Below are 24120 nucleotides of genomic sequence, written 5' to 3' on the forward strand. Positions count from 1 at the left end.
TCAGTACCAGCGCCCGAGCTCGACGTTCTCGAGGACGCCGAGTGCGTCGGGGACCAGCACGGCGGTCGAGAAGTAGGCGGTGACCAGGTACTTGATGAGTGCCTGGTCGTCGATGCCCATGAAGCGGACCGACAGGCTGGGCTCCAGCTCGTCCGGGAGGCCGGGCTGGTGCAGCCCGATCACGCCCTGCTCGTCCTCGCCGGTGCGCATGCACAGGATGGAGGTGGTCCGGGCGTCGCTGACCGGGATCTTGTTGCTCGGGAAGAGGGGTACTCCGCGCCAGGTCATGATCCGGGTGCCGTCGACGTCGATGTTGCCGGGGACCAGTCCGCGCCGGTTGCACTCGCGGCCGAAGGCGGCGATGGCCTCGGGGTGGGCGAGGAACAGCTTGGAGCCGCGGCGCATGGACAGCAGGGTGTCGAGGTCGTCCGGGGTGGGCGCGCCGTCGTGGGGCTGGATGCGCTGGCCGTAGTCGGCGTTGTGGAGCAGGCCGAACTCGCGGTTGTTGAGCATCTCGTGCTCCTGGCGCTCGCGGAGCGCCTCGACCGTGAGCCGCAGCTGCTGCTCGGTCTGGTTGTGCGGCTTGTTGTAGAGGTCGGCGACGCGGGTGTGGACGCGCAGGACGGTCTGGGCGATGGAGAGTTCGTACTCGCGCGGCGTGGCCTCGTAGTCGACGAAGGTGCCGGCCAGCACGGGCTCGCCGACGTGGCCGGAGGAGAGGTCGATCTCGGCTTCGCCGTGCTGGTTGGTGCGCTGCGGTGGCGTGGCGCGGACGCGGTCGACGTGGGCGCGGAGGGAGTCGACGCGGTCGGCGAGGAGCAGGAAGTCCTGGCGGCTGAGGACGAGGGCGGTGCCGGGGGTGGTGGCGCGGGCGGTGTACTCCCAGATCGCCCCTTCGTGCACGAGGCCGTCCTCGCCGAAGTAGGCGCCGTCGGCGACGGTGCGCAGGACGGCGTCGCCGCCGTAGGGGCCGGGGCCGACCTGGTCGATGCGGCCGTGGGCGAGCAGGAAGACCTGGTCGGCGGGGCTGCCGAAGGAGGTGAGCTCCTGGCCGGCGGCGAAGTCGACCTGCCGGCAGCGCTGGGCGAGTTCGCCGAGTACGTCGAGGTCGTCGTACTCGCGCAGCGGGGGGAGTTCGCACAGTTCGGCGGGGATGACCTGGACCTGGTCGCCGGTCTGGACGAACGTGACGCGGCCGTCGCCCACGGCGTAGCTGAGGCGGCGGTTGACCCGGTACGTGCCGCCCTGCACGGACACCCACGGCAGCATCCGCAGGAGCCACCGGGAGGTGATCTCCTGCATCTGCGGCACGGACTTGGTCGTGCTTGCCAAGTTCCGCGCGGCCGAGGTGGCGAGACTGCGTTGCGGCAGCGACTGTGCCTCGGTTCCGGAACCCGCCTGGACCGACATGTGGCTTTCCCCTTCGATCACTCCATGGTCTGCGGGACGGAAGCCTTCCAGGACGGATTGTGACGAGGCCATTACACAAAAGTGTGGGGTTGATCCGCCGGGAGCTGGGCACTCTCTATGGTCACCCCGGGCGCGCGCGGGGCCCGGTTTCGGCCACTTAACTTGCACATCAGATGCAACTTTTCTACGGTCGCCCCATGCGGCTCACCCGATTCACCGACCTGGCCTTGCGCGTCCTGATGCGCCTGGCCGTGGAGCGCACGGAGCTGCCCACCACCCGCGAGGTCGCCGAGACGATGCGGGTCCCGTACACGCACACCGCCAAGGTGGTCGCCCGGCTGCAGCACCTCGGCCTGGTCGAGGCCCGGCGCGGCCGCGGCGGCGGACTCGCCCTGACCGGGGCCGGCCGGGCCGCCTCGGTCGGCGGGGTGGTGCGGGAGCTGGAGGGCGCCGGGGACGTGGTCGACTGCGAGGGCGACAACGCCTGCCCGCTGAGCGCGGCGTGCGTGCTGCGCGGGGCCCTGCGCCGGGCCCAGGAGGCCTTCTTCGCGACCCTCGATCCGCTGACGGTCGGCGACCTCGTCGCCTCGCCGACGGGGCCCCTGCTGATCGGCATCACGGGCGGCGGGCCGGGACCGGCCACGGGGAGCGCCCGCCCCGACCCGTAGGCCGGCCGGCCCTGGCCGGTCCGCCATCACCCTCCCGGGATAAGTCGAACAGAAGTCCGCACGGCGACCTGCCGCGACGACCGCCCCTGCCGCTGAACCCGCATCTGACATACCAATTAATCGAACCGAGAACGGAGCCCAGATGCTCTCCGAGAAGTCGACCGCCACCGTACGAGCCACCCTGCCCGCCGTCGGCGCGGCGATCGGGGACATCACGGAGCTCTTCTACGACAAGCTGTTCACCACCCACCCGGAACTGCTGCGCGACCTGTTCAACCGCGGCAACCAGGCCACCGGCCTGCAGAAGCAGGCCCTCGCCGGCTCCATCGCGGCGTTCGCCACGTACCTCGTGGAGCACCCGGACACCCGCCCCGACGTGATGCTGGGCCGCATAGCCCACAAGCACGCCTCGCTCGGCGTCACCCGGGAGCAGTACCCGGTGGTGCACCGCCACCTCTTCGCGGCGATCGCCGAGGTCCTCGACGACGCCGTCACCCCCGAGGTCGCCGAGGCCTGGGACGAGGTCTACTGGCTGATGGCGAACGCCCTCATCGCCGCCGAGGAGCGCCTGTACGCGGCCCGGCGGGTCGCCGCCGGCGACGTGTGGCGCGAGTGGACGGTCACCGGCCGCACCGACGAGACCGCCGACTGCACGACCTTCCGGCTGGCCCCGGCGGACGGCGGCCCGGCCCCCTCCTTCGCGCCGGGCCAGTACGTCTCCGTACAGGTCGAACTGGCCGATGGCGCACGGCAGATCCGCCAGTACAGCCTCTCCTGCGCGCCCGGGGACCCGGACCGCACGATCACCGTCAAGCGGGTCCACGGCGGCGGCCCGGACGGCGAGGTCTCCGGCCACCTGCACGCGCACACCGCCGTGGGCGACGTCCTGCGCGTCTCGGCCCCCTTCGGCGACCTGACCCTGACCGACACCACGTCGCCCCTGCTCCTCGCCTCGGCCGGCATCGGCTGCACGCCCATGCTGTCGATGCTGGAGCACCTGGCGGAGACGGGGCACTCCGCCCCGGTGGAGGTCGTGCACGCCGACCGCTCCCCCGCGGACCACGCCCTGGCCTCCGACCACCGGGCCCTGACCCACAAGCTCGCCGACGCCCGCGCCCACTTCTGGTACGAGTCCGGCGCCGCGCCCGGCGACCACACCGGCCTGGTCGACCTCGACGCGGTCCCCCTCGCCCCGGGCACCCACGCCTACCTGTGCGGCCCGCTCCCCTTCATGCGCGCGGTGCGCGAACAGCTCCTGTCCCGCGGGGTCGCGGCCGCCGACATCCACTACGAGGTCTTCGGCCCCGACCTGTGGCTCGCCACCACCTGACCGGGCCCCCGGCCACTCACTGTCCGGATCCGATCGCTCACCGTGCGAAACCACTAGTCGCGGAAGCCCTTCCTCCGCTACACCGGGTCACGGGGGTGGCGGACGCGCCGTGCGGCCGCCTCGCCTCCGCAAGGAAGGAGGCGGCCATGGCCGCACCCATGTCCGCGCAACGGTTCCTCGACGCCCTGCGCAGCGCCGGCCTCACCGTGGTGGAGGTCGGCGCGTGGCGCACGCACAACCGCAACCACAAGGGCCCGTGGGGCCCGGTCCACGGGGTGATGATCCACCACACCGTCACCAACGGCACGGCCGGCACCGTCTCGCTGTGCCGCGAAGGCCACTCCCGCCTCCCCGGCCCGCTCTGCCACGGCGTGATCACCAAGGACGGCCGGGTCCACCTCGTCGGCTACGGCCGCGCCAACCACGCGGGCGGCGGCGACCCCGACGTCCTCCGCGCGGTCGTCGCCGAGAAGCGCCTCCCCCCGGACAACGAGGCCACCACGGACGGCAACCGCCACTTCTACGGCTTCGAGTGCGAGAACCTCGGCGACGGCGAGGACCCCTGGCCGGCGGTCCAGCTCGACGCGATGGCCCGCGCGGCGGCCGCCGTCTGCCGCGTCCACGGCTGGACGGCCCGCTCGGTCATCGGCCACCTGGAATGGCAACCGGGCAAGATCGACCCCAGGGGCTTCACCATGTCCTCCTTCCGCGACCGCGTCACCGCCCACCTCAAGTAGCCTTCACGCGCCGCCGAGATGCCGGTCTCCTCCTCAGCCTCCGGGCCCCGCCCGGGAGGAGCCGGCCGGATCCATCCACCACAGGGCACAGCCACTCGCACGCAGGGGCGGTCCGGGGCGTCACGCCATCGCGTCCGGGACCGGGGTCGCGCGTCCCCAGAGCCCCTCGGCGTGCTCGGCGAAGCGGTCGGCCATGCCCCCGGCGCCCTGTCGGCGGAGGTGGAACATAGGGGAGTCATGGCCGATGACGCGTGCCAGGTGCGGGGTCACCAGGACGTCCCGGTCGAACCGGAAGACGCTCAGCCCGACGTGGTTCACGGCGTCGGGCGCCGCGCTGAACCGGGCTTCCAGCCCGTCGAGCGGGCCGAGGCGGGCCAGGTGCTCCAGGGTGATCCGGATCCGCGTGGACACGGTGAGGGCGGCGGCCTCGACCTCTTCCCGCTGGCGGGTGGTCTCACCCGCCGGGTCCCCCAGCAGGAACCGCACCCGGCAGCCGCTCTCCGCCTTGCGGCGCACGATGCCGGCGAAGTCCGGGACCTGCGTCCAGAGGAAGTAGTTCGTGTATCCCGCGAGGAACACGTCCGCGGTGGCGTCGTGGGCCAGGGCCGCCCACACGGTGGACGGGCAGGCCGACCGGTAGGGGTACGCGTGGACCAGTTCGCGGTCACTGCCGACCTTCACGCGGGTGGTGACTGCCTCCGGCCAGATCATGTGTTCGTCCACTCCCAACACCCGGCACGTGTCGTGCCGGTTCCGCGCGTGCGGCATGAGCGCCGCGTCGGCGATCCAGCGCTCCACGCTCTTCGTCGTGACGCCCACCCGGGCCGCCAGCTGCCGCGGGTTCACTCTCGCTTGCGCCATAGCGTCGCGCAGGGCCGTGTTCAAGACCTCCCCCAAGGACGTCTGGGCTTTCTCGGAGCGTACTGGTGGACTTCTCAACCGTCCGGCGAACGCGGCGAATACGTCCCGGACGGTGACCCACCATTCCGTCGTCCGGCAGTGAGACGAAGGAGAGCGACGTGGTGGACGTCTGGCAGCGGATCGGGCAACGGGACCCGTTCCCGGTGACCGATCCCGACCCCGTGGACCCGGCGTGCGACGTGTGCGCGGCCCTGGTCGCGCAGCGGGCGGAGTGCTACCGGCTCCGGGACCTGTCGGGGGTCGTGGACCGCAACGTCGAGATCCGTCGGCACCCGCACACGGGGGTGCGCCGATGACCCGCGCCGTGTTCCGGTACGTGCCCCACGCCATCCGGCACGCCCCGGAGGGCGGGGTGACCTACGAGGCGTTCTGCGTCGCCGTCGGATGCGGGGTCCCGTCCGGTGCGCACGACGAGCAGGCGGGGCCGCAGGACTGGGCGCTGCGGCATGCGGGGCTGACCGGGCACGGGTTGTTCCGGCGGGTGGTGACGGATCATGCCCGGGTCAGTCGCGCGGTACCGTCCGCGACGGGAGGACGGACAATGGGCGGGTGAACCGCCCCGCCCGTCCCGAAGCGCTCCTGGAGCCCCGGCCGCCGTCCCCGTTGCAGGAGCTGCGCGACGAGCGGTTCGAGCGGTGCGGGGTGCGGCTCGTGGTCAAGCGGGACGATCTCGTACACCCGCTGATACCGGGGAACAAGTGGCGCAAGCTCGCGCCCAACCTGCGGGTCGCCCTGCGCGACGGGCACCGCCGGCTGGTGACCTTCGGCGGGGCGTACTCCAACCACCTGCGGGCCACCGCCGCCGCCGGGCGGCTGCTCGGGCTGGAGACGGTCGGCGTGGTGCGCGGGCACGAGCTGGCCGGGATGCCGCTCAACCCGTCGCTGGCCCGGTGCGCGGCCGAAGGGATGCGGCTGCACTTCGTCACCCGGTCGGCGTACCGGACCAAGGCCGACCCCGCCTCGCTGCCCGCCCTGCTCGACGCCGCGGGGGCGGACGGCGCGTACGTCGTCCCGGAGGGCGGCAGCAACCCGCTCGCCCTCGGCGGCTGCGCCGAGCTGGGCCGCGAGCTGCGCGGAACGGCCGACGCGGTGGCGGTCGCCTGCGGGACGGGCGGGACGCTGGCCGGGCTGGCCGCCGGGCTCGGCCCGGGCCAGCGGGCGATCGGGGTGCCCGTGCTCAAGGGCGGTTTCCTGGCGGCGGAGATACGTTCCCTCCAGGAGGCGGCGTACGGCGCGGCCTCGGCGAACTGGAGCCTCGCCGACGGCTTCCACCACGGCGGCTACGCCCGCGTCCCCGCGGAACTCGAAGCGTTCGCCGCGGACTTCGAGCACCGGCACGCCGTGCCCGTGGAGCGGATCTACGTCGCCAAGCTGCTGTGGGCCCTGCTGCGGCTGACCGAGGACGGCGCCTTCCCCCGGGGGACGACCCTGGCCGCCGTCCTGACCGGGCGGGAGGACTACGGCGCCTCCTCGCGGTAGGCCGCCGCCTCCTCCAGGTCCAGTCGGCGCAGCAGCGTGCGGAGCATCTCGTCGTCGATGCGGCGCCCGTCCCGCAGGGAGACGAAGACCTCGCGCTCCGCCTCGATCATCTCCCTCGCCAGCCGCCGGTACGTGTCGTCCGCCGACTCCCCCGTCACCGGATTCGCCTCGCCCAGCCGCTCCCACACCGCGTTGCGGCGCCGCTCCAGGACCGTGCGGAGCCGGTCGGCCAACGGCGGCGGAAGCGCGTTCGAGGGCTCCCGGAGCAGTTCGTCCAGGCGCTCCTCCGCCGCCCTGGAGGCCTCGCTCTGCGCCTGCGCCTCGGCCAGCGTCTCGGCCCGGACGTCGCGCGGCGGCAGCCGCAGCGCGCGGATCAGCGGCGGCAGGGTCAGGCCCTGCACCACCAGCGTGCCGATCACCGTCGTGAAGGTGAGGAAGAGCAGCAGGTTGCGGTGCGGGAAGGGCCCACCGCCGTCCACCGTCATCGGGATCGAGAAGGCGATGGCCAGCGAGACCACGCCCCGCATCCCCGCCCAGCCGACGATCACCGGCGACTTCCAGCTGGTGTCCGGCTCCCGCTCCCGGATCCGCGCCGACAGCCGCCGCGGCAGGAAGGTCGCCGGGAACACCCACACGAAGCGGGAGACGACCACCGCCAGGAACACCGCCAGCGCGTACCAGGCCGCGGAGACCCCCTCGTACTCCCCGAGGCCGCGCAGCACCACCTGCAGCTGGAGGCCGATGAGGGCGAAGACCACGGACTCCAGGACGAAGGAGACCATCTTCCAGACGGCCTCCTCCTGGAGCCGGGTCGCGAAGTCCACCTGCCAGTTGCGGTGCCCCAGGTACAGGGCGACGACCACCACCGCGAGCACCCCGGAGGCGTGCACCCGCTCCGCCGCCGCGTACGCCACGAAGGGGATGAGCAGGGAGAGGGTGTTCTGCAGCAGCGGTTCCCGCATCCGGGTCCGCAGGTGGTGGATCGGGACCATCAGCAGCAGGCCGACGCCGACGCCGCCGACCGAGGCGAGCAGGAAGTCGGCGAGGCCGCCGGTCCAGCCGGCGCCCTCCCCGACCACCGCCGCCAGGGCCACCTTGTACGCGGTGATCGCGGTCGCGTCGTTGACCAGCGACTCCCCCTGGAGGATGGTCGTGATCCGTGGCGGCAGCCCGAGCCGGCGGGCGATGGCGGTGGCGGCGACCGCGTCCGGCGGGGCGACCACCGCGCCGAGCACGAGCGCGGCGGTCAGCGGCAGGCCCGGGATCACCAGGTACGCGGCGTAGCCCACGGCCAGCGTCGCGAAGAGCACGTAGCCGACCGACAGCAGGGCCACCGGCCGGACGTTGGCCCGCAGGTCCAGGTACGAGCTGTCCACCGCCGCGGTGTACAGCAGCGGCGGCAGGATCAGCGGCAGCACCACGTGCGGGTCCAGTACGTACGGGGGCACCCCCGGCACGTACGAGGCGACCAGCCCGGCCACGACCAGCAGCAGCGGCGCCGGCACGGGCGTCCGCCGGGCCAGGCCCGCCACGGCGGCGCTGCCCGCCACCAGTGCCACCAGCGGCAGTACCTCCATCGGGGTCCCGCCCTCCCTCCCCGGCGCGCGCCCGCACCTCACGGGCCTCAGTAGTCTGGCCATCATGAGCGAGTGCACGCATGTTCCCGAACTGCCGCGCCCCGAACCCGTCCCCCGTGCCCTGACCTGTCCGGAATGCGAGGCCATGGGAAGCCATCCGGTGCAGCTGCGGCTCTGCCTGTGGTGCGGGTACGTGGCGTGCTGCGATTCATCCCCGCACCGGCACGCCACCGCGCACTACAACGAAACGGGGCATCCCGTCATGCGGAGCTTCGAGCCGGGCGAGACCTGGCGCTGGTGTTTCGTGGACGCCGCCATCGTCTGAGGTTCGATCGCGTGCGGCGGGGTAGTTCAACCCTCCGCCGGTTCCCTCGATTTGGGCCCGCAGACCCCTAGCCACTGAGCGTGCTTGTGGGCTTACCATCAGTCACTGACCGCCGCTGGTCTGGGGCTGGTGCCACCGGGGGTGCCGCGACACGATCGCGCGGATCGCGATAGCGTCACCGGCGAACTTCAGCTCGTACCACCTTGGAGGTGAGGGTGTCCCAGATCGCAGGCGAGCCCGGGACCCAGGACTTCGTCGAAGTCCGGCTGCCGGCTGCGGGTGCCTATCTGTCAGTGCTGCGGACCGCCACGGCCGGTCTGGCCGCGCGGTTGGACTTCACCCTCGACGAGATCGAGGACCTCCGCATCGCGGTGGACGAGGCCTGCGCGATCCTGCTGCAGCAGGCGCTGCCCGGCTCCGTCCTCAGCTGCGTCTTCCGGCTGGTGGACGACTCGCTGGAGGTGACCGTCTCGGCCCCCACGACCGACGGGCGGGCCCCCGAGCGCGACACGTTCGCCTGGACGGTGCTGTCGGCGCTGGCCGGCAAGGTCGAGTCGCACGTCGAGGAGGACCGGACGGTGAGCATCAGCCTCCACAAACAGCGCGGCGCGGGACCAGGCCCGGCGTGAGCGGCGGGGAGAGCCCGGTACGGGAGGCCGCCCCAGGCGTCCCGGAGCAGCACGCCCGGCCCCACCCGGTGGTGGACGGCGCGGCGGGCGGTGCGGTGGACGGCGCGGCCGGCGCATCGGCGGCGGCCGGCTTTTTGGACTCGGCGGAGCGACGGGCGGGCCCTATGAGCGAGAACCAGCACGAAGACCAGCAGGAGCACCGGTCCGCGGAGGATCCGCGCGACCGGACCGGGGCGCGGATGCTGTTCCTGGAGCTGCGGGAACTGCCCGAGGGCTCCCCGCAGCGCGCCGAGCTCCGCAACCGGCTGGTCCGGATGCACCTGCCGCTGGTCGAGCACCTGGCGCGGCGGTTCCGCAACCGGGGCGAGCCGCTGGACGACCTGACGCAGGTGGCCACCATCGGCCTGATCAAGTCGGTGGACCGGTTCGACCCCGACCGGGGCGTCGAGTTCTCGACGTACGCGACCCCCACGGTGGTCGGCGAGATCAAGCGTCACTTCCGTGACAAGGGCTGGGCGGTCCGGGTGCCGCGGCGCCTCCAGGAGCTGCGGCTGTCGCTGACCACGGCCACGGCCGAGCTGTCCCAGCAGCACGGCCGCTCCCCCACCGTGCACGAGCTGGCGGAACGGCTCGGCATCTCCGAGGAGGAGGTGCTGGAGGGGCTGGAATCGGCCAATGCCTACAGCACGCTCTCGCTGGACGTGCCGGACACGGACGACGAGTCCCCGGCGGTGGCGGACACGCTCGGCGCCGAGGACGAGGCGCTGGAGGGGGTCGAGTACCGCGAGTCCCTCAAGCCGCTGCTGGAGGGGCTGCCGCCGCGGGAGAAGCGGATCCTGCTGCTGCGGTTCTTCGGGAACATGACGCAGTCGCAGATCGCGCAGGAAGTGGGCATCTCGCAGATGCACGTCTCCCGGCTGCTGGCCCGGACCCTGGCCCAGCTGCGGGAGAAGCTCCTCGTGGAGGAGTGAGCGCGGGCGGCCGGGGAGGTCTCGGACCCCACCGACCGCGCCGGTGACCCTCCGTTACGACGGGTCCCTGGGTGCGATCCCCAGGGCCTCGGTCGCCGTGGGGTTCACCAGGAGGACCACCACGGCCAGCGCGGTCAGGCCCAGGGCCACCGCTGCCGCGGTCATCGCGCCGCCGGTGGTCCACAGCGTCCAGGCGACCGGCATCGCCATCAGCTGGGTGATCAGCGCGGGGCCGCGGCTCCAGCGGCGGCCCAGCCGCAGACCGTTCGCCGCGACCACCGGCAGCGCGGCGAGTGCGAGCAGGGTCACACCGCCCGTCTCGGCCTGCTGCGGCGAGTCGGGGTCGCCGGCGACGCCGACGTACAGCATGTAGACGCCGAGGCAGGCCAACGCCAGCCCCTCCAGGGCGGTGAGGACCGCGGCGGCGGTCAGCCGGCCGGGCAGCGGGGCGGCGGCGGGCGGGGTCGCGGGGGTCTGCTTGGTACTCACCCCAGCAGGGTAGCCGCGCCGCCGGTGGGTACTCTGACGCTCATGCGTGCACTTCTCGTGGCCAACCCAGCAGCGACGACCACCAGTGCGCGCACGCGTGACGTGCTCACCCACGCCCTGGCCAGCGAGATGAAGCTGGAGGCGGTGACCACCGAGTACCGGGGTCACGCCCGGGACCTGGGGCGGAAGGCGGCGGAGAGCCGGGACGTCGAGCTGGTCGTGGCGCTGGGCGGCGACGGCACCGTGAACGAGGTCGTCAACGGTCTGCTGCACGCCGGTCCCGACCCGGACCGGCTGCCGGGGCTCGCGGTGGTGCCGGGGGGTTCCACCAATGTCTTCGCCCGGGCACTGGGCCTGCCCAACGACGCGGTGGAGGCCACCGGCGCCCTGCTCGACGCGCTTCGGGAGCGGCGCGAGCGCACGGTGGGCCTGGGACTGGCGGCCGGCGCCCCCGGCACCGAGGACGAGGCGGTCCCGTCCCGCTGGTTCACGTTCTGCGCGGGCCTCGGCTTCGACGCGGGCGTGGTGGGCCGGGTCGAGCAGCAGCGGGAGCGGGGCAAGCGTTCGACCCATGGTCTGTACGTGCGGCAGATGCTGCGGCAGTTCATGGAGGACCCGCACCGCCGCCACGGCACGGTGACGCTGGAGCGTCCCGGCGCGGAGCCGGTGACGGACCTGGTGATGTCGATAGTGTGCAACACGTCACCCTGGACGTACCTGGGGAACCGTCCGCTGTACGCCTCCCCGGCGGCCTCGTTCGATACCGCACTTGACGTACTGGCCCTGAGCCGTTTGTCAACTTCGGCCGTCGCGCGCTACGCGACACAGCTCCTGACCTCGACTCCTGAGCGCGGCCCGCAGGGCAAGCATGCGGTGTCTCTGCACGATCTGACCGACTTCACCTTGCATTCGAAGGTGCCGCTTCCCTTCCAGATGGACGGCGACCACCTCGGTCTGCGCACCAGCGTTCGGTTCACAGGCGTTCGCCGTGCACTGCGTGTGATTGTGTGAGTAGAAGAGCCTAAAGTCCTTTCACTCGAACGTTTAGGCGCTGCTCCACCCACAGGAAGTACGGCTGTGACCTAGTCGACACCGACGAATCAAAAAAAACTTTCCGGAAGGGGTTGTATCCCCGTCCGAGGTTTGCGAATCTCTACATGGCGATCGGGACAGCCCGCAGGACCCGGCACCCACGAAGACCGCCAGAACCCCTCCACGAACCGACGGACCGCCCCGGGCAACTGGGCGTTGGACCTTCCCTTGCGGGGGGATTCGTGAAAGCGTTCACATTCACAAGCAACCTGCCCGCAATACAAGGAGATGGAGCAGCCATGGACTGGCGTCACAACGCCGTTTGCCGCGAGGAAGACCCCGAGCTCTTCTTCCCCATCGGCAACACCGGTCCTGCGCTGCTGCAGATCGAGGAAGCCAAGGCCGTCTGCCGCCGCTGCCCCGTGATGGAGCAGTGCCTGCAGTGGGCGCTCGAGTCCGGCCAGGACTCCGGTGTCTGGGGCGGCCTCAGCGAGGACGAGCGCCGCGCCATGAAGCGCCGCGCCGCCCGCAACCGGGCGCGCAACGCCAGCGCCTGACATCTACTTGCTCCACCTCGATAGCCGCAGCGCGTAGTACCCCTCAGCGTCGGCGACGTTAGCTCTTGAGCCCCCGTTCCGGGAGCCCCCCCAGCCACGAGCCGGGAGGGCCTCCGGAACGGGGGCTCAGTGCTGTCCGCCCGCGGCCGGGCTACTTCTGGGGACTCGCCGGGATGTCCAGGACGACCCGCGTGCCGCCCGCCTCGCCCGGCACCATGTCGAAGGCGCCGCCGAGCTCGCCCTCCACCAGGGTCCGCACGATCTGCAGTCCGAGGTTGCCGGCCCGCTGCGGGTCGAAGCCCTCCGGCAGACCGCAGCCGTCGTCCTGCACCGTGATCAGCAGTCGCGAATCGTCACGCCCGGTGCCGCTGCGGGCGGCGGTGACCTCCACGGCGCCCCGCTCCCCCGGCGCGAAGGCGTGCTCCAGAGCGTTCTGCAGGATCTCGGTCAGCACCATGGACAGCGGGGTGGCCACCTCCGCGTCCAGGATCCCGAACCGTCCGATGCGCCGGCAGTCCACCTTGCCGGGGGAGATCTCGGCGACCATCGCGATCACACGGTCGGCGATCTCGTCGAATTCGACCCGTTCGTCCAGGTTCTGCGAGAGGGTCTCGTGCACGATGGCGATCGAGCCGACCCGGCGCACCGCCTCGTTCAGCGCTTCGCGCCCCTGCGTCGAGTCCATCCGGCGGGCCTGGAGCCGCAGCAGGGCCGCCACCGTCTGGAGGTTGTTCTTCACCCGGTGGTGGATCTCGCGGATGGTCGCGTCCTTGGTGATCAGTTCACGTTCGCGACGCCGGAGTTCGGTGACGTCCCGGCACAGCACCAGGGAACCGATGCGGGTCCCCTTGGGCTTGAGCGGGATCGCCCGGAGCTGGATGACCCCGCCGTTGCCCTCGACCTCGGTCTCCCGGGGGGCCCAGCCGCTGGCCAGCTTGACCAGGGCCTCGTCCACCGGCCCGCGGGAAGGGGCGAGTTCGGCCGTGGTGGTGCCCAGGTGCTGGCCGACCAGGTCGGACGCGAGGCCGAGCCGGTGGTAGGCGGAGAGGGCGTTCGGGGAGGCGTACGTCACCACGCCGTCCGCGTCCAGCCGCATCAGGCCGTCGCCGACGCGGGGGGAGGCGTCCATGTCGACCTGCTGGCCGGGGAACGGGAAGGCTCCGGCCGCGATCATCTGCGCCAGGTCCGAGGCGGACTGGAGGTAGGTCAGCTCCAGCCGGCTCGGCGTGCGCACGGTGAGCAGGTTGGTGTTGCGGGCGATCACCCCGAGGACCCGGCCCTCGCGCCGGACCGGGATGGACTCGACCCGGACGGGGACCTCCTCGCGCCACTCCGGGTCGCCCTCGCGCACGATCCGGCCCTCGTCGAGCGCGGCGTCCAGCAGCGGGCGGCGGCCGCGCGGCACCAGGTGGCCGACCATGTCGTCCTGGTAGGAGGTGGGGCCGGTGTTCGGCCGCATCTGGGCCACCGAGACGTAGCGGGTCCCGTCGAGGGTGGGCACCCACAGCACGAGGTCCGCGAAGGACAGGTCGGAGAGCAGCTGCCACTCCGAGACCAGCAGGTGGAGCCACTCCAGGTCGGTCTCACTCAGAGCGGTGTGCTGGCGTACGAGGTCGTTCATGGAGGGCACGTGTGCGAGCGTACCCCGGGTTCGGGTGAAGACTTTCCTCGTGGGAATACCCACGAGTACCTTTGGCCGCGTACTGTTGGAGGAAGTCACGGGATGCGATCGGCTCCCGTAGGTGGATGGACAGAACAGATTGGTCTAGTCCACAATCGATTCAAAGCCTCCGTCCTCCCCGCACAGGAGGACGGATCGAGGAAGCCGCGCGTTCTGCCCTGACCGCGCAGGCACCTCCCGCCGGCCGCCGGGACCGCACACCCGCCGGCCGATGTAACTCCGGGCTACGGTGCCGGACGGGTTGAGGGTCCCGTCCCGGCACCGTGGCCCAGAGGACTCCTCCGCGACTCGCAGCTCACTCTTCCCCGACTCGCGGCTCACTCCGGCCAGGCGCGCATCGCGGTCCCGGCCAGCGCCAGCAGATCCTCCCGGGTCGCGCCGTCGCGGGACTGCTGGGACATCCCCTGGATCACGGCCCCGAAGTAGCGGGCCAGCCCGGCCGCGTCCGTACCGGCGGGCAGCAGCCCGGCCGCCACGTCGGCGCGGATCCGGGCCGCGAAGGCCTCCATGTTGGCGTTCCGCCGCTGCCGCAGGCCCTCGGCGACCTCGTCGTCGGTGGTGTTCACGGCCGCACAGACGACCATGCATCCCGCCGGGTGCGAGGGGTCGGCGTACGTCTCGGCCGCCTCGCGCAGGATCCGGGCGACGGCATCGCGCGCGGTGGGCTCCTCGGCGAGTGCCGCGCCGCCGAAGGCGCCGTAGCGGGCCGCGTAGGCCGCCACCGCCTCGTCGAAGAGCTTGCGCTTGTCCCCGAAGGCCGCGTACAGGCTGGGCGCGCCGATGCCCATCACGGCGGTCAGCTCGGAGATGGAGGTCGCCTCGTAGCCGCGCTCCCAGAAGGCCAGGACGGCCTTCTCCAGGGCGGCCTCGCGGTCGAAGGAACGGGGCCTGCCCCGCTTTCCGGTCACCATGGACGAAATTCTATAGCGGCCGCTAATCAAACCCGCCCGGCCGGTTGCCGGGGGGCGGGCGCGGGTGGGCCGGGACCACCATGGGAGAGGGCGGGAAGTCCCGCCGCGAGGGGCGCGGCTCTGCTAGATTGGTCTATACCACAATGCTCCCTCTCTCCAGATCGGCAGGCCCAGCGTGGAAGTTGTCATCGTCCCGGACGCCAAGGCAGGCGGCGAGCTCATCGCGGAGGCCATGGCCGCCCTGGTACGCCGCAAGCCCGACGCCCTGCTCGGTGTCGCGACCGGCTCGACCCCCCTGCCCGTCTACGAGGCGCTGAGCGGCAAGGTCCGGCGCGGCGAGGTCGACGTCTCCCGCACCCGGATATGCCAGCTCGACGAGTACGTGGGGCTGCCGGCCGGCCACCCGGAGTCCTACCGGGCCGTCGTCCTCCGGGAGGTCGTCGAGCCGCTCGGCCTGTCCGAGGCCTCCTTCATGGGCCCGGACGGCTCCGCCGAGGACCTCGTGGCCGCCTGCGAGGAGTACGACCGGGCGCTGGCCGGGGCCGGCGGCGTGGACCTCCAGCTGCTGGGCATCGGCACCGACGGCCACATCGGCTTCAACGAGCCCTGCTCCTCCCTGGCCTCCCGCACCCGCATCAAGACGCTCACCGAGCAGACCCGCGTGGACAACGCGCGGTTCTTCGAGGGCGACCTGGAGCAGGTGCCGCACCACGTCATCACCCAGGGCATCGGCACGATCCTGGACGCCCGGCACCTGGTCCTCCTGGCCACCGGCGAGGGCAAGGCCGAGGCGGTCGCCCAGACCGTCGAGGGGCCGCTGTCCGCTCTCGTCCCGGCCTCGGCGCTGCAGCTGCACCGGCACGCGACGGTCGTGGTGGACGAGGCGGCCGCGTCGAAGCTGAAGCTGGCGGACTACTTCCGGCACACCTACGCGAACAAGCCGGCCTGGCAGGGCCTCTAGACGCCCGCCGGACGCACGCGGAAGGCCGGGCCCCCTCCACGGGGCCCGGCCTCCGGTCTGTCCGCCGGTCCGCCTACCGGCCGGCCAGGGCCTCCGCCGCGGCCCGGCCGCAGGCACGGGAGGCGCCGTAAGTGGCGACGTACACCGCGCCGGCCGGCTCCGCGCGCGGCAGGCCCATCTCCACGACCACCGTGTCGGGCCGGGCCGCCACGAGCGCGGCGACGGCCGCCGTCATCCAGGCGTGCCGGTGCGCGTCGCGGACCACCGCCACGACCGTGCGGTCGCCCGCCGCCGCCAGGATCTCCGCGGGGTCCACGCCCTCGGCGTAGGTCGCCGCCTCGGTGTCCGGGACCAGCGCGGCGAGTTCGCCGGCCACGCCCCACGGGGTCTCGTCGCCGACCGCGATGTTCGCGACCGGGGAGAGCGTCGCCACGTACGGGCGGGTCACCGTGACCGGGCCACCGGTGACGGACAGCGCGCGGCGGGCCGCGGTCAGGCCGATGCCGGTGCCGGGCGCGCTCCCCTCCTGCGGCGCGCCCGGCAGGCCGGCGGCCCGGGAGCGCCGGGTCCAGTCGGCGAGCGCCCGTACCCGGGCGGCGGCGTCGGCGAGCCGCTCCTCAGGCAGGGTTCCCTCGCGCACGGCGTCCACCAGGGCGTCGCGCAGGCGGAGGACGGTCGCCTCGTCGGCGAGGCCGCCGCCCACGCAGATGGCGTCCGCGCCCGCCGCGATCGCGAGGACCGAGCCGCGCTCGATGCCGTACGTGCCGGCGATGGCGTTCATCTCCATGCCGTCGGTGACGACCAGCCCCTCGAAGCCGAGCTCCTTGCGGAGCAGGCCGGTCAGGATCCGCGGGCTCAGGGTGGCCGGCCGCGTGGGGTCCAGGGAGGGCACGAGGATGTGCGCGCTCATCACGGCCTTGGTGCCGGCGGCGATGGCGGCCCGGAAGGGCACGAGTTCGCGGGCGTACAGGGTGTCGAGGTCCGCGTCGATGCGCGGCAGCGCGTGGTGGGAGTCGACGTTGGTGTCGCCGTGGCCGGGGAAGTGCTTGGTGCAGGCGGCGACTCCGGCGGCCTGCAGGCCGTCCACGTAGGCGGCGGTGTGCCGGGCCGCGAGAAGGGTGTCGGCGCCGAAGGACCGTACGCCGATGACCGGGTTGTCCGGGTTGGAGTTGACGTCCGCGGACGGCGCCCAGTTGAGGTTGACCCCGCACTCGGCGAGGCGGCGGCCCAGCTCGTGGGCCACGTCCCGGGTCAGGGCGGTGTCGTCCACCGCGCCGAGTGCGAGGTTGCCGGGGAAGGAGGATCCTTCGCGGACCTCCAGGCGGGTGACGTCGCCACCCTCCTCGTCGATGGCGACGAGGACGTCGTCCCGCTCGGCGCGCAGCTGTGCGGTGAGCGCGGCGAGCTGGGCGGGCGAGGTGATGTTGCGGCCGAACAGACCGACGGCGGTGAGGCCCTGGGAGACCTGGCGCAGCAGCCAGGCGGGGGCGGTGGTGCCCTCGAAGCCGGGCTGGAGGACCGCGAGGGCGTCCTGGGTGAGGGTGTCCGCCCGGTGCGCAAGGACAGTCATGTGCCGTTATCCCTTCACTGCGCCGGCGGTCATGCCGCCGACGGCCTTGCGCTGGAGGAAGACGAAGATCAGCAGGACCGGCAGGGCGAACAGGGTGGAGGCGGCCATGGTGGCGCCCCAGTCGTTGCCGAAGGCGGTCTGGAACTGGGTGAGCCACAGCGGCAGCGTCTGGGCGGTCTTGTCCTTGTTGAGGATCAGGACCATCGCGAACTCGTTCCAGGCGGTGATGAAGCCGAAGAGCGAGGTGGACATCAGGCCGGGCGCGAGCAGCGGGAAGATCACCTTGCGGAAGGCCTGGCCGCGGGTGCAGCCGTCGATCTGGGCGGCTTCCTCGAGGGTGACGGGGACGGCCGCGATGAAGCCGCGCAGGGTCCAGATGGTGAAGGGGAGGACCATCACGAAGTAGATCGCGGTGAGCAGCGGGAGGCTGTTCAGCATCTCGGCGTCGCGGGCGATCATGTACATCGCGATGACCATGACCTCCCAGGGGGCCATCTGCGCCATCATCACGGCGAGGATCAGGCCCTTGCGGCCCCTGAACCTCATCCGGGCGATCGCGAAGCTCGCGGCGAGGGCGACGAACAGGGCGAGCAGGACGGCCGTGACGGTGACGACCAGGCTGTTCTGGACGTAGGTCCAGAACAGGTCGACCTCGGTGGCGGTGCCGAAGTTGTCCAGGGTGGGGGTGAAGACGAAGACCGGGTCCTTGGTGAGGATCTCGCTCGACGGCTTCAGCGCCGAGGCGATCATCCAGTAGACCGGGAAGACGAACACCACCGCGAGGAGGAGGGCGCCGAGGTTCTTGGCGACGGCGGCGGGGCGCAGCGCCTTGCGCGTGCGGAGGGTCTGCGCGGGCTTGGGGGCGGTGCTGCTCACTGCTCCTCCTCCTGCTTCAGGATCAGGCGGAAGTAGAAGGACATGACGACCACGAGCATCAGGATCGTCAGGATGGAGATGGCGGCGGCGAGGCCGTAGTGCTGCTGGGACTGGCCCTCGATGTAGGCGAAGACCGGGAGGGTCTCGGAGGCGCGGTCGGGGCCGCCGGCGCGCATCGCGTAGACCTGGGTGAAGGCCTTGAAGATCCAGATCACCTCGAGGAACGTGGTGACCAGGAAGAAACCGCGCAGGTTCGGGAAGACGACCTTCCAGAAGGTCTGCCAGCCGTTGGCGCCGTCCATCTTGGCGGCCTCGTACAGCTCGCTGCCGACGGTGGTCAGGGCGGCGTACATGTTGAGGGCGACGAAGGGGATGGAGCCCCAGATCAGCAGGATGGCGATGATCACCAGGGTGGAGAAGCCGGTCTCGAACCAGTTGTGCTGCTCGTAGCCGGTGAAGCCGAGGACGCGCATCAGCCAGTTGACGACGCCGAACTGCTCGTCGAAGAGCCACTGGAAGACGGTGACCGAGGCGACGATGGGCATGGCCCAGGCCATCACCAGGGCGAGCGAGAGGACCAGGCGCATCCACTTGCCGAGGCGCTCCAGCAGGATGCCGATGAGGCTGCCCAGGATCATGATCAGGGCGACGTTGGCGGCGGTGAAGACGAAGCTGCGGACGACCACCGTCCAGAACTGCGAGTCGCCGAGGAGCTGGGTGTAGTTGTCCAGCCCGGTGAAGGGCGCCTTGCGCTGGATCAGCTCGATCTTGTTGACCTGCTGGAAGGACAGCAGGACGTTCTTGAGCAGCGGGTAGAGCAGCAGCCCGGCGAGGCTGATGACGGCCGGGGCGATCAGCGCGTACGGCAGCCAGCCGGACGGGAGCGACTTCCTGCCCCCGCGAGGAGACGGCCGGTCGGGGCCGGTCGTGGTCGGCGGTGCCGGCGGCCTTCCGGCGGACTTCTGTGGTGCGTCCTGTGGAGCGCGCGTCACCGCTCCCTGGGAGTGCACGGTCATGTCGTTGTTTCCTCGCGGTTGACTGTGCCGTCAATGCGCGACCGGGGGCACGGCGAGCGCTCGGGCGCGCCTGCCGCACCCCCGGTGCGTGGTGGTGCTGCTGGTGCTACTTGCTGATGCGGCTCGCGATTTCCTTGTCCGCGGCCTCGCCCGCCTTGGCGGCGTCCTCACCCTTGAGGACCTTGGTCATGAACTCCTTGATGGGGTTCGGCTCGGTCTCGACGTTGGCCCAGCCCGGGGTGATCGGGGTGATCTTGCCGGAGACGGCGCCCTGGGCCATGGCCTCGGCGAAGGAGCCGGCCGGCGCCTGGAAGTTCGCGGCTTCCTGGTTGGGCAGCAGCGCGCCCTTGAGCTCGGCGGCGTACTTGGTCATCTGGTCCTTGCCGGTGGCGAGGGCCAGCCACTCCTTGGCGAGCTCCTTGTTCTTGGAGCGCTCGGCGACGGCGAGGTTGGAGCCGCCCAGGAAGGTGGCGCCCGGCTTGTCGGCGGTCTTGCCCGGGATCGGGAAGTAGCCGAAGTCGGCCTCCTTGCCCGCGTCCTTCAGGGCCTTCTCGGCGCCGGCGGCCTCCCAGCCGAGACCGATCCAGGAGGCGACGCCGCCCTTGGGGACGATGTCGGTGGACTGCTGCGGGGTGGCCTCGTCCTTGTCCTTGGGGGCGGTGGAGAAGGACTGGAGCTTCTTGTAGAACTCCATGCCGTTCTTGGCGGCGGGGGTGGAGAGCTGGCCCTTCCACTTGTCGCCGTCCTTGACGGCGAGGTCGCCGCCCTCGTCCCAGATGAAGCCGGCGAGGACGTACCAGCTCTGGCCGGGGAGGTAGATCGGCTGGGCGGCGGGGTCGGAGGCCTTCAGCTTCTCCAGGCCGGCGATCCACTCGTCACGGGTCTTGGGCGGGGTGATCCCGGCCTTGGCGTAGGCCTTCTTGTCGTAGACCACGACGCGGTTGGCGGCGTACCAGGGAGCGGAGTAGAGCTTGCCGTCGACCTCGGCGGAGGGCAGCATGCCCTTGCTCCAGGCGTCGGCGCCGAGCTTGGACTTGTCACCGGTGAGGTCGGCGAGGCCGCCGGTGACGGCGTAGCCGGCGGTCTGGGTGTTGCCGAGCTCGAGGACGTCCGGCGGGGTGTTCTCGGAGAGGGCCGTGGTGACCTTCTCCTGGATGCCCTTCCACTGCTGGACCTCGACCTTGACCTTGGTCCCGGGGTGCTTGGCCTCGAACTCCTTGTTCACGGCGTCGATCCACGGCTGGGGGGCGGAGCCGTCCATGACCCAGACGGTGAGCTCCTTGTTGCCGTTCGCGTCGGTCCCGCCCTTGTCGTCGCCGCCGTTGCCGCAGGCCGCGACGCCGACCATCATGCCCGCGACACCGACCGCCGCGATGAGCTTGCGCTTCACGCCACCCTCCTCAGGGATGCCTCATTGCACTTCCCTCGCCCGCCGCGATGACATAGGCCGACATACGCCAAGTGGTGCTCGTGGGGCCGGGATCTGGTTCCATTGATTGGTTTAGACCAGTACTCGGAGCTTGGCCTAGACCTTTAGGGGTGTCAAGGGTCTAATGAACGGGTGCTCGGTCCGTTACCGGACCGACACCTGAGGGAGGGGCGAGGTCCGCCCTCCGGCACGTGTCACCATGTGACCGCACATATCGGAGGAGCCGGTGACGGCAACGAATCTGGAGTCGGGAAGGCGGGCGGCAATGGCCACCGAAGGGGCGCTCACGGAGCCGGACGGCGGAGCAGCCACTCGCACCGCACGTGTGCCCAAGTACTACCGACTCAAGCGGCACTTGCTCGAAATGACCGAGACGCTGCCGCCGGGCACCCCGGTGCCGCCGGAGCGGACGCTCGCGGCCGAGTTCGACACCTCGCGGACCACCGTCCGCCAGGCCCTCCAGGAGCTGGTGGTCGAGGGCCGCCTGGAACGGATCCAGGGGAAGGGGACGTTCGTGGCGAAGCCGAAGGTCTCCCAGGCCCTGCAACTCACCTCCTACACCGAGGACATGCGGGCCCAGGGCCTGGAGCCGACCTCCCAGCTGCTGGACATCGGCTACGTGACCGCCGACGACACCCTCGCGGGGCTGCTGAAGATCTCCACCGGCGGCCGGGTGCTCCGCATCGAACGGCTCCGCCTGGCCAGCGGGGAGCCGATGGCCATCGAGACCACCCACCTGTCGGCCAAGCGCTTCCCCGCCCTGCGCCGCTCGCTGGTCAAGTACACCTCCCTCTACACGGCCCTCGCGGAGGTGTACGACGTCCACCTCGCCGAGGCCGAGGAGACCATCGAGACCTCCCTGGCCACCCCGCGCGAGGCCGGCCTGCTCGGCACGGACGTGGGCCTGCCGATGCTGATGCTCTCCCGGCACTCCTACGACGCGGAAGGCGAACCCGTGGAGTGGGTGCGCTCGGTGTACCGGGGCGACCGCTACAAGTTCGTGGCCCGCCTGAAGCGCCCCGCCAACTGAGGCTCCGGCCGCGCCCCCAGCTGACAATCTCATACCGGATTGCGGACGGGGGCTTACCTTCAGCGGTCGCCTCCCCGTAGATTCCCTGCGCTTGAGCCAGTGATCAACGAGGGGACGAGGGCCATGCCGGAACCGGGATCAACGCAGACACAACGGCGCATGACGCCCCGATCAATCGCCGTGTGGGTGCTCGTGGCACTCGTCGGGGCGGTCGGCTGGGGCGTTCTCGCACTGTCCCGCGGCGAGGAGATCTCCGCCGCCTGGCTGCTCGCGGCGGCCCTCGGCTCGTACGCGATCGGCTACCGCTTCTACTCGAAGTTCATCGCGAACCGGGTCCTGCGGGTCGACAAGACGCGGGCCACCCCGGCCGAACGCCTTGACAACGGTGTCGACTTCCACCCGACCGACCGCCGCGTGCTGTTCGGCCACCACTTCGCCGCCGTGGCCGGCGCCGGCCCGCTGGTCGGCCCGGTGCTCGCGGCGCAGATGGGCTACCTGCCCGGGACCATCTGGATCGTCGCCGGCGTGATCTTCGCCGGCGCCGTCCAGGACATGGTCACCCTGTTCTTCTCCACCCGGCGCAACGGCCGCTCGCTCGGCCAGATGGCCCGGGACGAGATCGGCCCGGTCGGCGGCGCCGCCGCCCTGGTCGCCGTCTTCGCCATCATGATCATCCTGCTGGCGGTGCTCGCCCTGGTGATCGTCAACGCGCTGGCGCACTCCCCCTGGGGCGTCTTCTCCATCGGCATGACCATCCCGATCGCCCTGTTCATGGGCTTCTACCTGCGCGTCCTGCGGCCGGGCCGGGTCACCGAGGTCTCCGTGATCGGCGTCGCGCTGCTGCTGCTCGCCATCGTCGCGGGCGGCTGGGTCGCCGAGTCCTCGCTGGCGGACACCTTCACCCTGGAGAAGGAGACGCTGGTCATCTGGATGGTGGTGTACGGCTTCCTGGCCTCGGTGCTGCCGGTCTGGATGCTCCTCGCCCCCCGCGACTACCTGTCCACCTTCATGAAGGTCGGCACGATCGCCCTGCTGGCCGTGGGCGTCTTCGTCGCGATGCCCACCCTGAAGATGCCCGCGATCACCGACTTCGCCTCGCGCGGCGACGGTCCGGTCTTCGCCGGCTCGATGTTCCCGTTCGTGTTCATCACGATCGCCTGTGGCGCCCTGTCGGGCTTCCACTCCCTGGTCTCCTCGGGCACCACCCCGAAGATGATCCAGAAGGAGACCCAGGTCCGGATGATCGGCTACGGCGCGATGCTGACCGAGTCCTTCGTCGCCGTCATGGCCGTGATCACGGCCTGCATCCTGGAGCCGGGCCTCTACTTCGCCATCAACTCCCCCGCCGGCGTGATCGGCACCACGGTCGAGTCCGCCTCGCAGGCGGTGACGAACTTCGGCTTCGCCATCTCCCCGGAGGCGCTGGCCCAGGCGGCCAAGGACGTCGAGGAATCGAGCCTCCTCTCCCGCACGGGTGGCGCGCCGACCTTCGCACTGGGAATGTCGGAGATCTTCGCCTCGGTCGTCGGCGGCGCCTCGATGAAGGCGTTCTGGTACCACTTCGCGATCATGTTCGAGGCGCTGTTCATCCTCACCACGGTGGACGCGGGCACCCGGGTCGGCCGCTTCATGCTCCAGGACACCCTGGGCAACGTGCACAAGTCCTTCAAGGACGTCAGCTGGAAGCCGGGCGTATGGCTGGCCAGCGCCGTGGTGGTCGGTGGCTGGGGCTACTTCCTGTGGGTCGGCGTGAAGGACCCGCTGGGCGGCATCAACCAGCTGTTCCCGCTGTTCGGGATCGCGAACCAGCTGCTCGCGGCCGTCGCCCTGGCCGTCTGCACCACCCTGCTGGTGAAGTCCGGGCGGCTCAAGTGGGCCTGGGTGACCGGAGTCCCGCTGGTGTGGGACGCCGTCGTGACCCTGACCGCGAGCTACCAGAAGATCTTCTCGGAGGACGTGAAGGTCGGCTTCTTCGCGCAGCGCGACAAGTACCAGGCCGGCATCGACGCGGACAAGGTGCTGCCGCCCGCGAAGTCGATGGACGACATGCACACGGTGGTCACCAACGCCACCGTCGACGGCGTCCTGTGCGCCCTCTTCGCACTGCTGATCATCGTGGTGCTCGCCGACGCGGCCCGCACCTGCGTCAAGGCCGTCAGGAAGCCGGAGTCGGTGCGCCTCGCCGAGGTGCCGTGGAGCGAGTCGAAGATCGTCGCCCCGGCCGGACTGTTCCCGACGGCCGAGGAGAAGGCGGAACTCGCCGCGGCCGGACGCGACTCGGACGGCGGCCACGTCAAGGAGCCGGTGGGATGACCACCCTGCGGGAGCGGCTGGCCAAGGTCCGGTACTACGTCCGGGAGTTCTCCGGCGAGGCGGCCTACGACCGTTACGTCGCCCACGCCCGCGCCCACGACCCGGACGCCGAGGTCATGACCCGGCGCGCCTTCGAGCGCGCCCGGGTCGACGCCCGCGAGGCGGACCCCCGCGAGGGCTTCCGCTGCTGCTGAGCGGCGTACACGTG

At 71.4% G+C, this 24120-nt stretch carries 25 protein-coding genes; 15 read left to right on the forward strand and 10 right to left on the reverse strand.

Annotated features, from left to right (window positions below; translation table 11 throughout):
• On the reverse strand, positions 1 to 1410 hold the full coding sequence (locus tag ACFY61_RS08535; protein ID WP_389468718.1) for a family 2B encapsulin nanocompartment shell protein: 1410 nt from the start codon (positions 1408 to 1410) through the stop codon (positions 1 to 3).
• Positions 1411 to 1607: 197 nt separating this feature from the next.
• On the opposite strand from ACFY61_RS08535, the gene ACFY61_RS08540 reads away from it, so the two are divergent.
• The 3 genes from ACFY61_RS08540 (at position 1608) to ACFY61_RS08550 (ending at position 4145) form a co-directional block, all read left to right on the forward strand.
• Positions 1608 to 2078 (forward strand): RrF2 family transcriptional regulator, encoded by a 471-nt coding sequence (locus tag ACFY61_RS08540; protein WP_389468721.1) that lies wholly within the window; start codon positions 1608 to 1610, stop codon positions 2076 to 2078.
• Positions 2079 to 2220: 142 nt separating this feature from the next.
• On the forward strand, positions 2221 to 3408 hold the full coding sequence (locus ACFY61_RS08545; RefSeq protein WP_389468724.1) for a globin domain-containing protein: 1188 nt from the start codon (positions 2221 to 2223) through the stop codon (positions 3406 to 3408).
• Between the two features lie 146 nt (positions 3409 to 3554).
• Positions 3555 to 4145 carry an N-acetylmuramoyl-L-alanine amidase gene (locus tag ACFY61_RS08550; RefSeq protein WP_389468727.1) on the forward strand — a complete coding sequence of 197 codons (591 nt, stop codon included), beginning with the start codon at positions 3555 to 3557 and terminating at the stop codon, positions 4143 to 4145.
• 120 nt (positions 4146 to 4265) lie between these two features.
• Here the strand turns inward: ACFY61_RS08550 and ACFY61_RS08555 are convergent, their stop codons facing one another.
• The gene (locus ACFY61_RS08555; protein ID WP_389469296.1) at positions 4266 to 4856 is read right to left on the reverse strand and encodes an XRE family transcriptional regulator; all 591 of its coding nucleotides are present in this window, start codon (positions 4854 to 4856) and stop codon (positions 4266 to 4268) included.
• Positions 4857 to 5164: 308 nt separating this feature from the next.
• Between ACFY61_RS08555 and ACFY61_RS08560 the strand changes: the two genes are divergently transcribed.
• Genes ACFY61_RS08560 through ACFY61_RS08570 form a run of 3 tightly spaced genes read left to right on the forward strand, consistent with a single transcriptional unit; the run spans position 5165 to position 6545 of the window.
• Positions 5165 to 5362, forward strand: a complete 198-nt coding sequence (locus tag ACFY61_RS08560) for a hypothetical protein (protein ID WP_389468730.1) — start codon at positions 5165 to 5167, stop codon at positions 5360 to 5362.
• Positions 5359 to 5619: a hypothetical protein gene (locus ACFY61_RS08565; protein WP_389468732.1), complete on the forward strand. Its 261-nt coding sequence runs from the start codon at positions 5359 to 5361 to the stop codon at positions 5617 to 5619. The genes ACFY61_RS08560 and ACFY61_RS08565 overlap by 4 nt, the downstream gene beginning before the upstream one ends.
• Positions 5616 to 6545 (forward strand): 1-aminocyclopropane-1-carboxylate deaminase/D-cysteine desulfhydrase, encoded by a 930-nt coding sequence (locus ACFY61_RS08570; RefSeq protein WP_389468735.1) that lies wholly within the window; start codon positions 5616 to 5618, stop codon positions 6543 to 6545. The genes ACFY61_RS08565 and ACFY61_RS08570 overlap by 4 nt, the downstream gene beginning before the upstream one ends.
• Here ACFY61_RS08570 and ACFY61_RS08575 read toward each other — a convergent pair.
• The gene (locus ACFY61_RS08575; RefSeq protein ID WP_389468737.1) at positions 6524 to 8122 is read right to left on the reverse strand and encodes a Na+/H+ antiporter; all 1599 of its coding nucleotides are present in this window, start codon (positions 8120 to 8122) and stop codon (positions 6524 to 6526) included. The genes ACFY61_RS08570 and ACFY61_RS08575 overlap by 22 nt on opposite strands.
• Positions 8123 to 8186: 64 nt before the next feature.
• Between ACFY61_RS08575 and ACFY61_RS08580 the strand changes: the two genes are divergently transcribed.
• From ACFY61_RS08580 to ACFY61_RS08590, 3 genes are all read left to right on the forward strand, one after another.
• Positions 8187 to 8447 (forward strand): UBP-type zinc finger domain-containing protein, encoded by a 261-nt coding sequence (locus tag ACFY61_RS08580; RefSeq protein ID WP_389468740.1) that lies wholly within the window; start codon positions 8187 to 8189, stop codon positions 8445 to 8447.
• A 215-nt stretch (positions 8448 to 8662) separates the two neighbouring features.
• On the forward strand, positions 8663 to 9076 hold the full coding sequence (locus ACFY61_RS08585) for an anti-sigma regulatory factor (protein WP_389468743.1): 414 nt from the start codon (positions 8663 to 8665) through the stop codon (positions 9074 to 9076).
• Positions 9073 to 10047: an RNA polymerase sigma factor SigF gene (locus ACFY61_RS08590; RefSeq protein WP_389468745.1), complete on the forward strand. Its 975-nt coding sequence runs from the start codon at positions 9073 to 9075 to the stop codon at positions 10045 to 10047. Before ACFY61_RS08585 ends, ACFY61_RS08590 begins: the two co-directional genes overlap by 4 nt.
• Before the next feature lie 54 nt (positions 10048 to 10101).
• Here ACFY61_RS08590 and ACFY61_RS08595 read toward each other — a convergent pair whose 3' ends face one another.
• Positions 10102 to 10536: a hypothetical protein gene (locus ACFY61_RS08595; protein ID WP_389468748.1), complete on the reverse strand. Its 435-nt coding sequence runs from the start codon at positions 10534 to 10536 to the stop codon at positions 10102 to 10104.
• 42 nt (positions 10537 to 10578) lie between these two features.
• On the opposite strand from ACFY61_RS08595, the gene ACFY61_RS08600 reads away from it, so the two are divergent.
• On the forward strand, positions 10579 to 11547 hold the full coding sequence (locus ACFY61_RS08600) for a diacylglycerol/lipid kinase family protein (protein WP_389468750.1): 969 nt from the start codon (positions 10579 to 10581) through the stop codon (positions 11545 to 11547).
• A gap of 320 nt (positions 11548 to 11867) precedes the next feature.
• The gene (locus ACFY61_RS08605; RefSeq protein WP_003953983.1) at positions 11868 to 12125 is read left to right on the forward strand and encodes a WhiB family transcriptional regulator; all 258 of its coding nucleotides are present in this window, start codon (positions 11868 to 11870) and stop codon (positions 12123 to 12125) included.
• A 151-nt stretch (positions 12126 to 12276) separates the two neighbouring features.
• On the opposite strand, the gene ACFY61_RS08610 is transcribed toward ACFY61_RS08605, so the two are convergent.
• The gene (locus tag ACFY61_RS08610) at positions 12277 to 13746 is read right to left on the reverse strand and encodes a sensor histidine kinase (protein WP_389469298.1); all 1470 of its coding nucleotides are present in this window, start codon (positions 13744 to 13746) and stop codon (positions 12277 to 12279) included.
• 377 nt (positions 13747 to 14123) lie between these two features.
• A complete protein-coding gene (locus ACFY61_RS08615; protein ID WP_389468752.1) occupies positions 14124 to 14717 on the reverse strand; it encodes a TetR/AcrR family transcriptional regulator in 594 nt (197 codons plus the stop codon).
• 175 nt (positions 14718 to 14892) lie between these two features.
• Between ACFY61_RS08615 and nagB the strand changes: the two genes are divergently transcribed.
• Positions 14893 to 15678 (forward strand): glucosamine-6-phosphate deaminase, encoded by a 786-nt coding sequence (gene nagB / locus ACFY61_RS08620; RefSeq protein ID WP_389468755.1) that lies wholly within the window; start codon positions 14893 to 14895, stop codon positions 15676 to 15678.
• A 73-nt stretch (positions 15679 to 15751) separates the two neighbouring features.
• Here nagB and ACFY61_RS08625 read toward each other — a convergent pair whose 3' ends face one another.
• The 4 genes from ACFY61_RS08625 to ACFY61_RS08640 all read right to left on the reverse strand — a co-directional run bounded on the left by ACFY61_RS08625 (position 15752) and on the right by ACFY61_RS08640 (position 20530).
• The gene (locus ACFY61_RS08625) at positions 15752 to 17248 is read right to left on the reverse strand and encodes a glycoside hydrolase family 3 protein (protein ID WP_389468756.1); all 1497 of its coding nucleotides are present in this window, start codon (positions 17246 to 17248) and stop codon (positions 15752 to 15754) included.
• A 6-nt stretch (positions 17249 to 17254) separates the two neighbouring features.
• Complete coding sequence (locus ACFY61_RS08630) at positions 17255 to 18073, reverse strand: carbohydrate ABC transporter permease (RefSeq protein ID WP_389469300.1); 819 nt, start codon at positions 18071 to 18073, stop codon at positions 17255 to 17257.
• 47 nt (positions 18074 to 18120) lie between these two features.
• Complete coding sequence (locus ACFY61_RS08635) at positions 18121 to 19140, reverse strand: carbohydrate ABC transporter permease (RefSeq protein ID WP_389468759.1); 1020 nt, start codon at positions 19138 to 19140, stop codon at positions 18121 to 18123.
• Positions 19141 to 19246: 106 nt separating this feature from the next.
• Positions 19247 to 20530, reverse strand: a complete 1284-nt coding sequence (locus ACFY61_RS08640) for an extracellular solute-binding protein (RefSeq protein ID WP_389468761.1) — start codon at positions 20528 to 20530, stop codon at positions 19247 to 19249.
• Positions 20531 to 20834: 304 nt separating this feature from the next.
• Between ACFY61_RS08640 and ACFY61_RS08645 the strand changes: the two genes are divergently transcribed.
• The 3 genes from ACFY61_RS08645 (at position 20835) to ACFY61_RS08655 (ending at position 24106) form a co-directional block, all read left to right on the forward strand.
• A complete protein-coding gene (locus ACFY61_RS08645; RefSeq protein WP_389468763.1) occupies positions 20835 to 21599 on the forward strand; it encodes a GntR family transcriptional regulator in 765 nt (254 codons plus the stop codon).
• A gap of 159 nt (positions 21600 to 21758) precedes the next feature.
• A complete protein-coding gene (locus ACFY61_RS08650; RefSeq protein WP_389468766.1) occupies positions 21759 to 23912 on the forward strand; it encodes a carbon starvation CstA family protein in 2154 nt (717 codons plus the stop codon).
• Positions 23909 to 24106 (forward strand): YbdD/YjiX family protein, encoded by a 198-nt coding sequence (locus tag ACFY61_RS08655; protein WP_389468768.1) that lies wholly within the window; start codon positions 23909 to 23911, stop codon positions 24104 to 24106. The genes ACFY61_RS08650 and ACFY61_RS08655 overlap by 4 nt, the downstream gene beginning before the upstream one ends.
• The last annotated feature ends 14 nt before the right edge of the window (positions 24107 to 24120 follow it).

It is taken from the genome of Streptomyces sp. NPDC012888 (assembly GCF_042900645.1).
Lineage (GTDB): Bacteria > Actinomycetota > Actinomycetes > Streptomycetales > Streptomycetaceae > Streptomyces.

Excerpts from the sequence above, each read along its gene's own strand:
- ACFY61_RS08550 (WP_389468727.1), top strand. The coding sequence starts at position 3,555 with ATGGCCGCACCCATGTCCGCGCAACGGTTCCTCGACGCCCTGCGCAGC.
- ACFY61_RS08610 (WP_389469298.1), bottom strand. The coding sequence starts at position 13,746 with ATGAACGACCTCGTACGCCAGCACACCGCTCTGAGTGAGACCGACCTG.
- ACFY61_RS08605 (WP_003953983.1), top strand. The coding sequence starts at position 11,868 with ATGGACTGGCGTCACAACGCCGTTTGCCGCGAGGAAGACCCCGAGCTC.
- ACFY61_RS08540 (WP_389468721.1), top strand. The coding sequence starts at position 1,608 with ATGCGGCTCACCCGATTCACCGACCTGGCCTTGCGCGTCCTGATGCGC.
- ACFY61_RS08625 (WP_389468756.1), bottom strand. The coding sequence starts at position 17,248 with ATGACTGTCCTTGCGCACCGGGCGGACACCCTCACCCAGGACGCCCTC.
- ACFY61_RS08650 (WP_389468766.1), top strand. The coding sequence starts at position 21,759 with ATGACGCCCCGATCAATCGCCGTGTGGGTGCTCGTGGCACTCGTCGGG.
- ACFY61_RS08535 (WP_389468718.1), bottom strand. The coding sequence starts at position 1,410 with ATGTCGGTCCAGGCGGGTTCCGGAACCGAGGCACAGTCGCTGCCGCAA.
- ACFY61_RS08565 (WP_389468732.1), top strand. The coding sequence starts at position 5,359 with ATGACCCGCGCCGTGTTCCGGTACGTGCCCCACGCCATCCGGCACGCC.
- ACFY61_RS08615 (WP_389468752.1), bottom strand. The coding sequence starts at position 14,717 with ATGGTGACCGGAAAGCGGGGCAGGCCCCGTTCCTTCGACCGCGAGGCC.
- ACFY61_RS08635 (WP_389468759.1), bottom strand. The coding sequence starts at position 19,140 with ATGACCGTGCACTCCCAGGGAGCGGTGACGCGCGCTCCACAGGACGCA.
- ACFY61_RS08575 (WP_389468737.1), bottom strand. The coding sequence starts at position 8,122 with ATGGAGGTACTGCCGCTGGTGGCACTGGTGGCGGGCAGCGCCGCCGTG.
- ACFY61_RS08645 (WP_389468763.1), top strand. The coding sequence starts at position 20,835 with ATGGCCACCGAAGGGGCGCTCACGGAGCCGGACGGCGGAGCAGCCACT.
- ACFY61_RS08555 (WP_389469296.1), bottom strand. The coding sequence starts at position 4,856 with ATGATCTGGCCGGAGGCAGTCACCACCCGCGTGAAGGTCGGCAGTGAC.
- ACFY61_RS08655 (WP_389468768.1), top strand. The coding sequence starts at position 23,909 with ATGACCACCCTGCGGGAGCGGCTGGCCAAGGTCCGGTACTACGTCCGG.
- ACFY61_RS08600 (WP_389468750.1), top strand. The coding sequence starts at position 10,579 with ATGCGTGCACTTCTCGTGGCCAACCCAGCAGCGACGACCACCAGTGCG.
- ACFY61_RS08545 (WP_389468724.1), top strand. The coding sequence starts at position 2,221 with ATGCTCTCCGAGAAGTCGACCGCCACCGTACGAGCCACCCTGCCCGCC.
- ACFY61_RS08580 (WP_389468740.1), top strand. The coding sequence starts at position 8,187 with ATGAGCGAGTGCACGCATGTTCCCGAACTGCCGCGCCCCGAACCCGTC.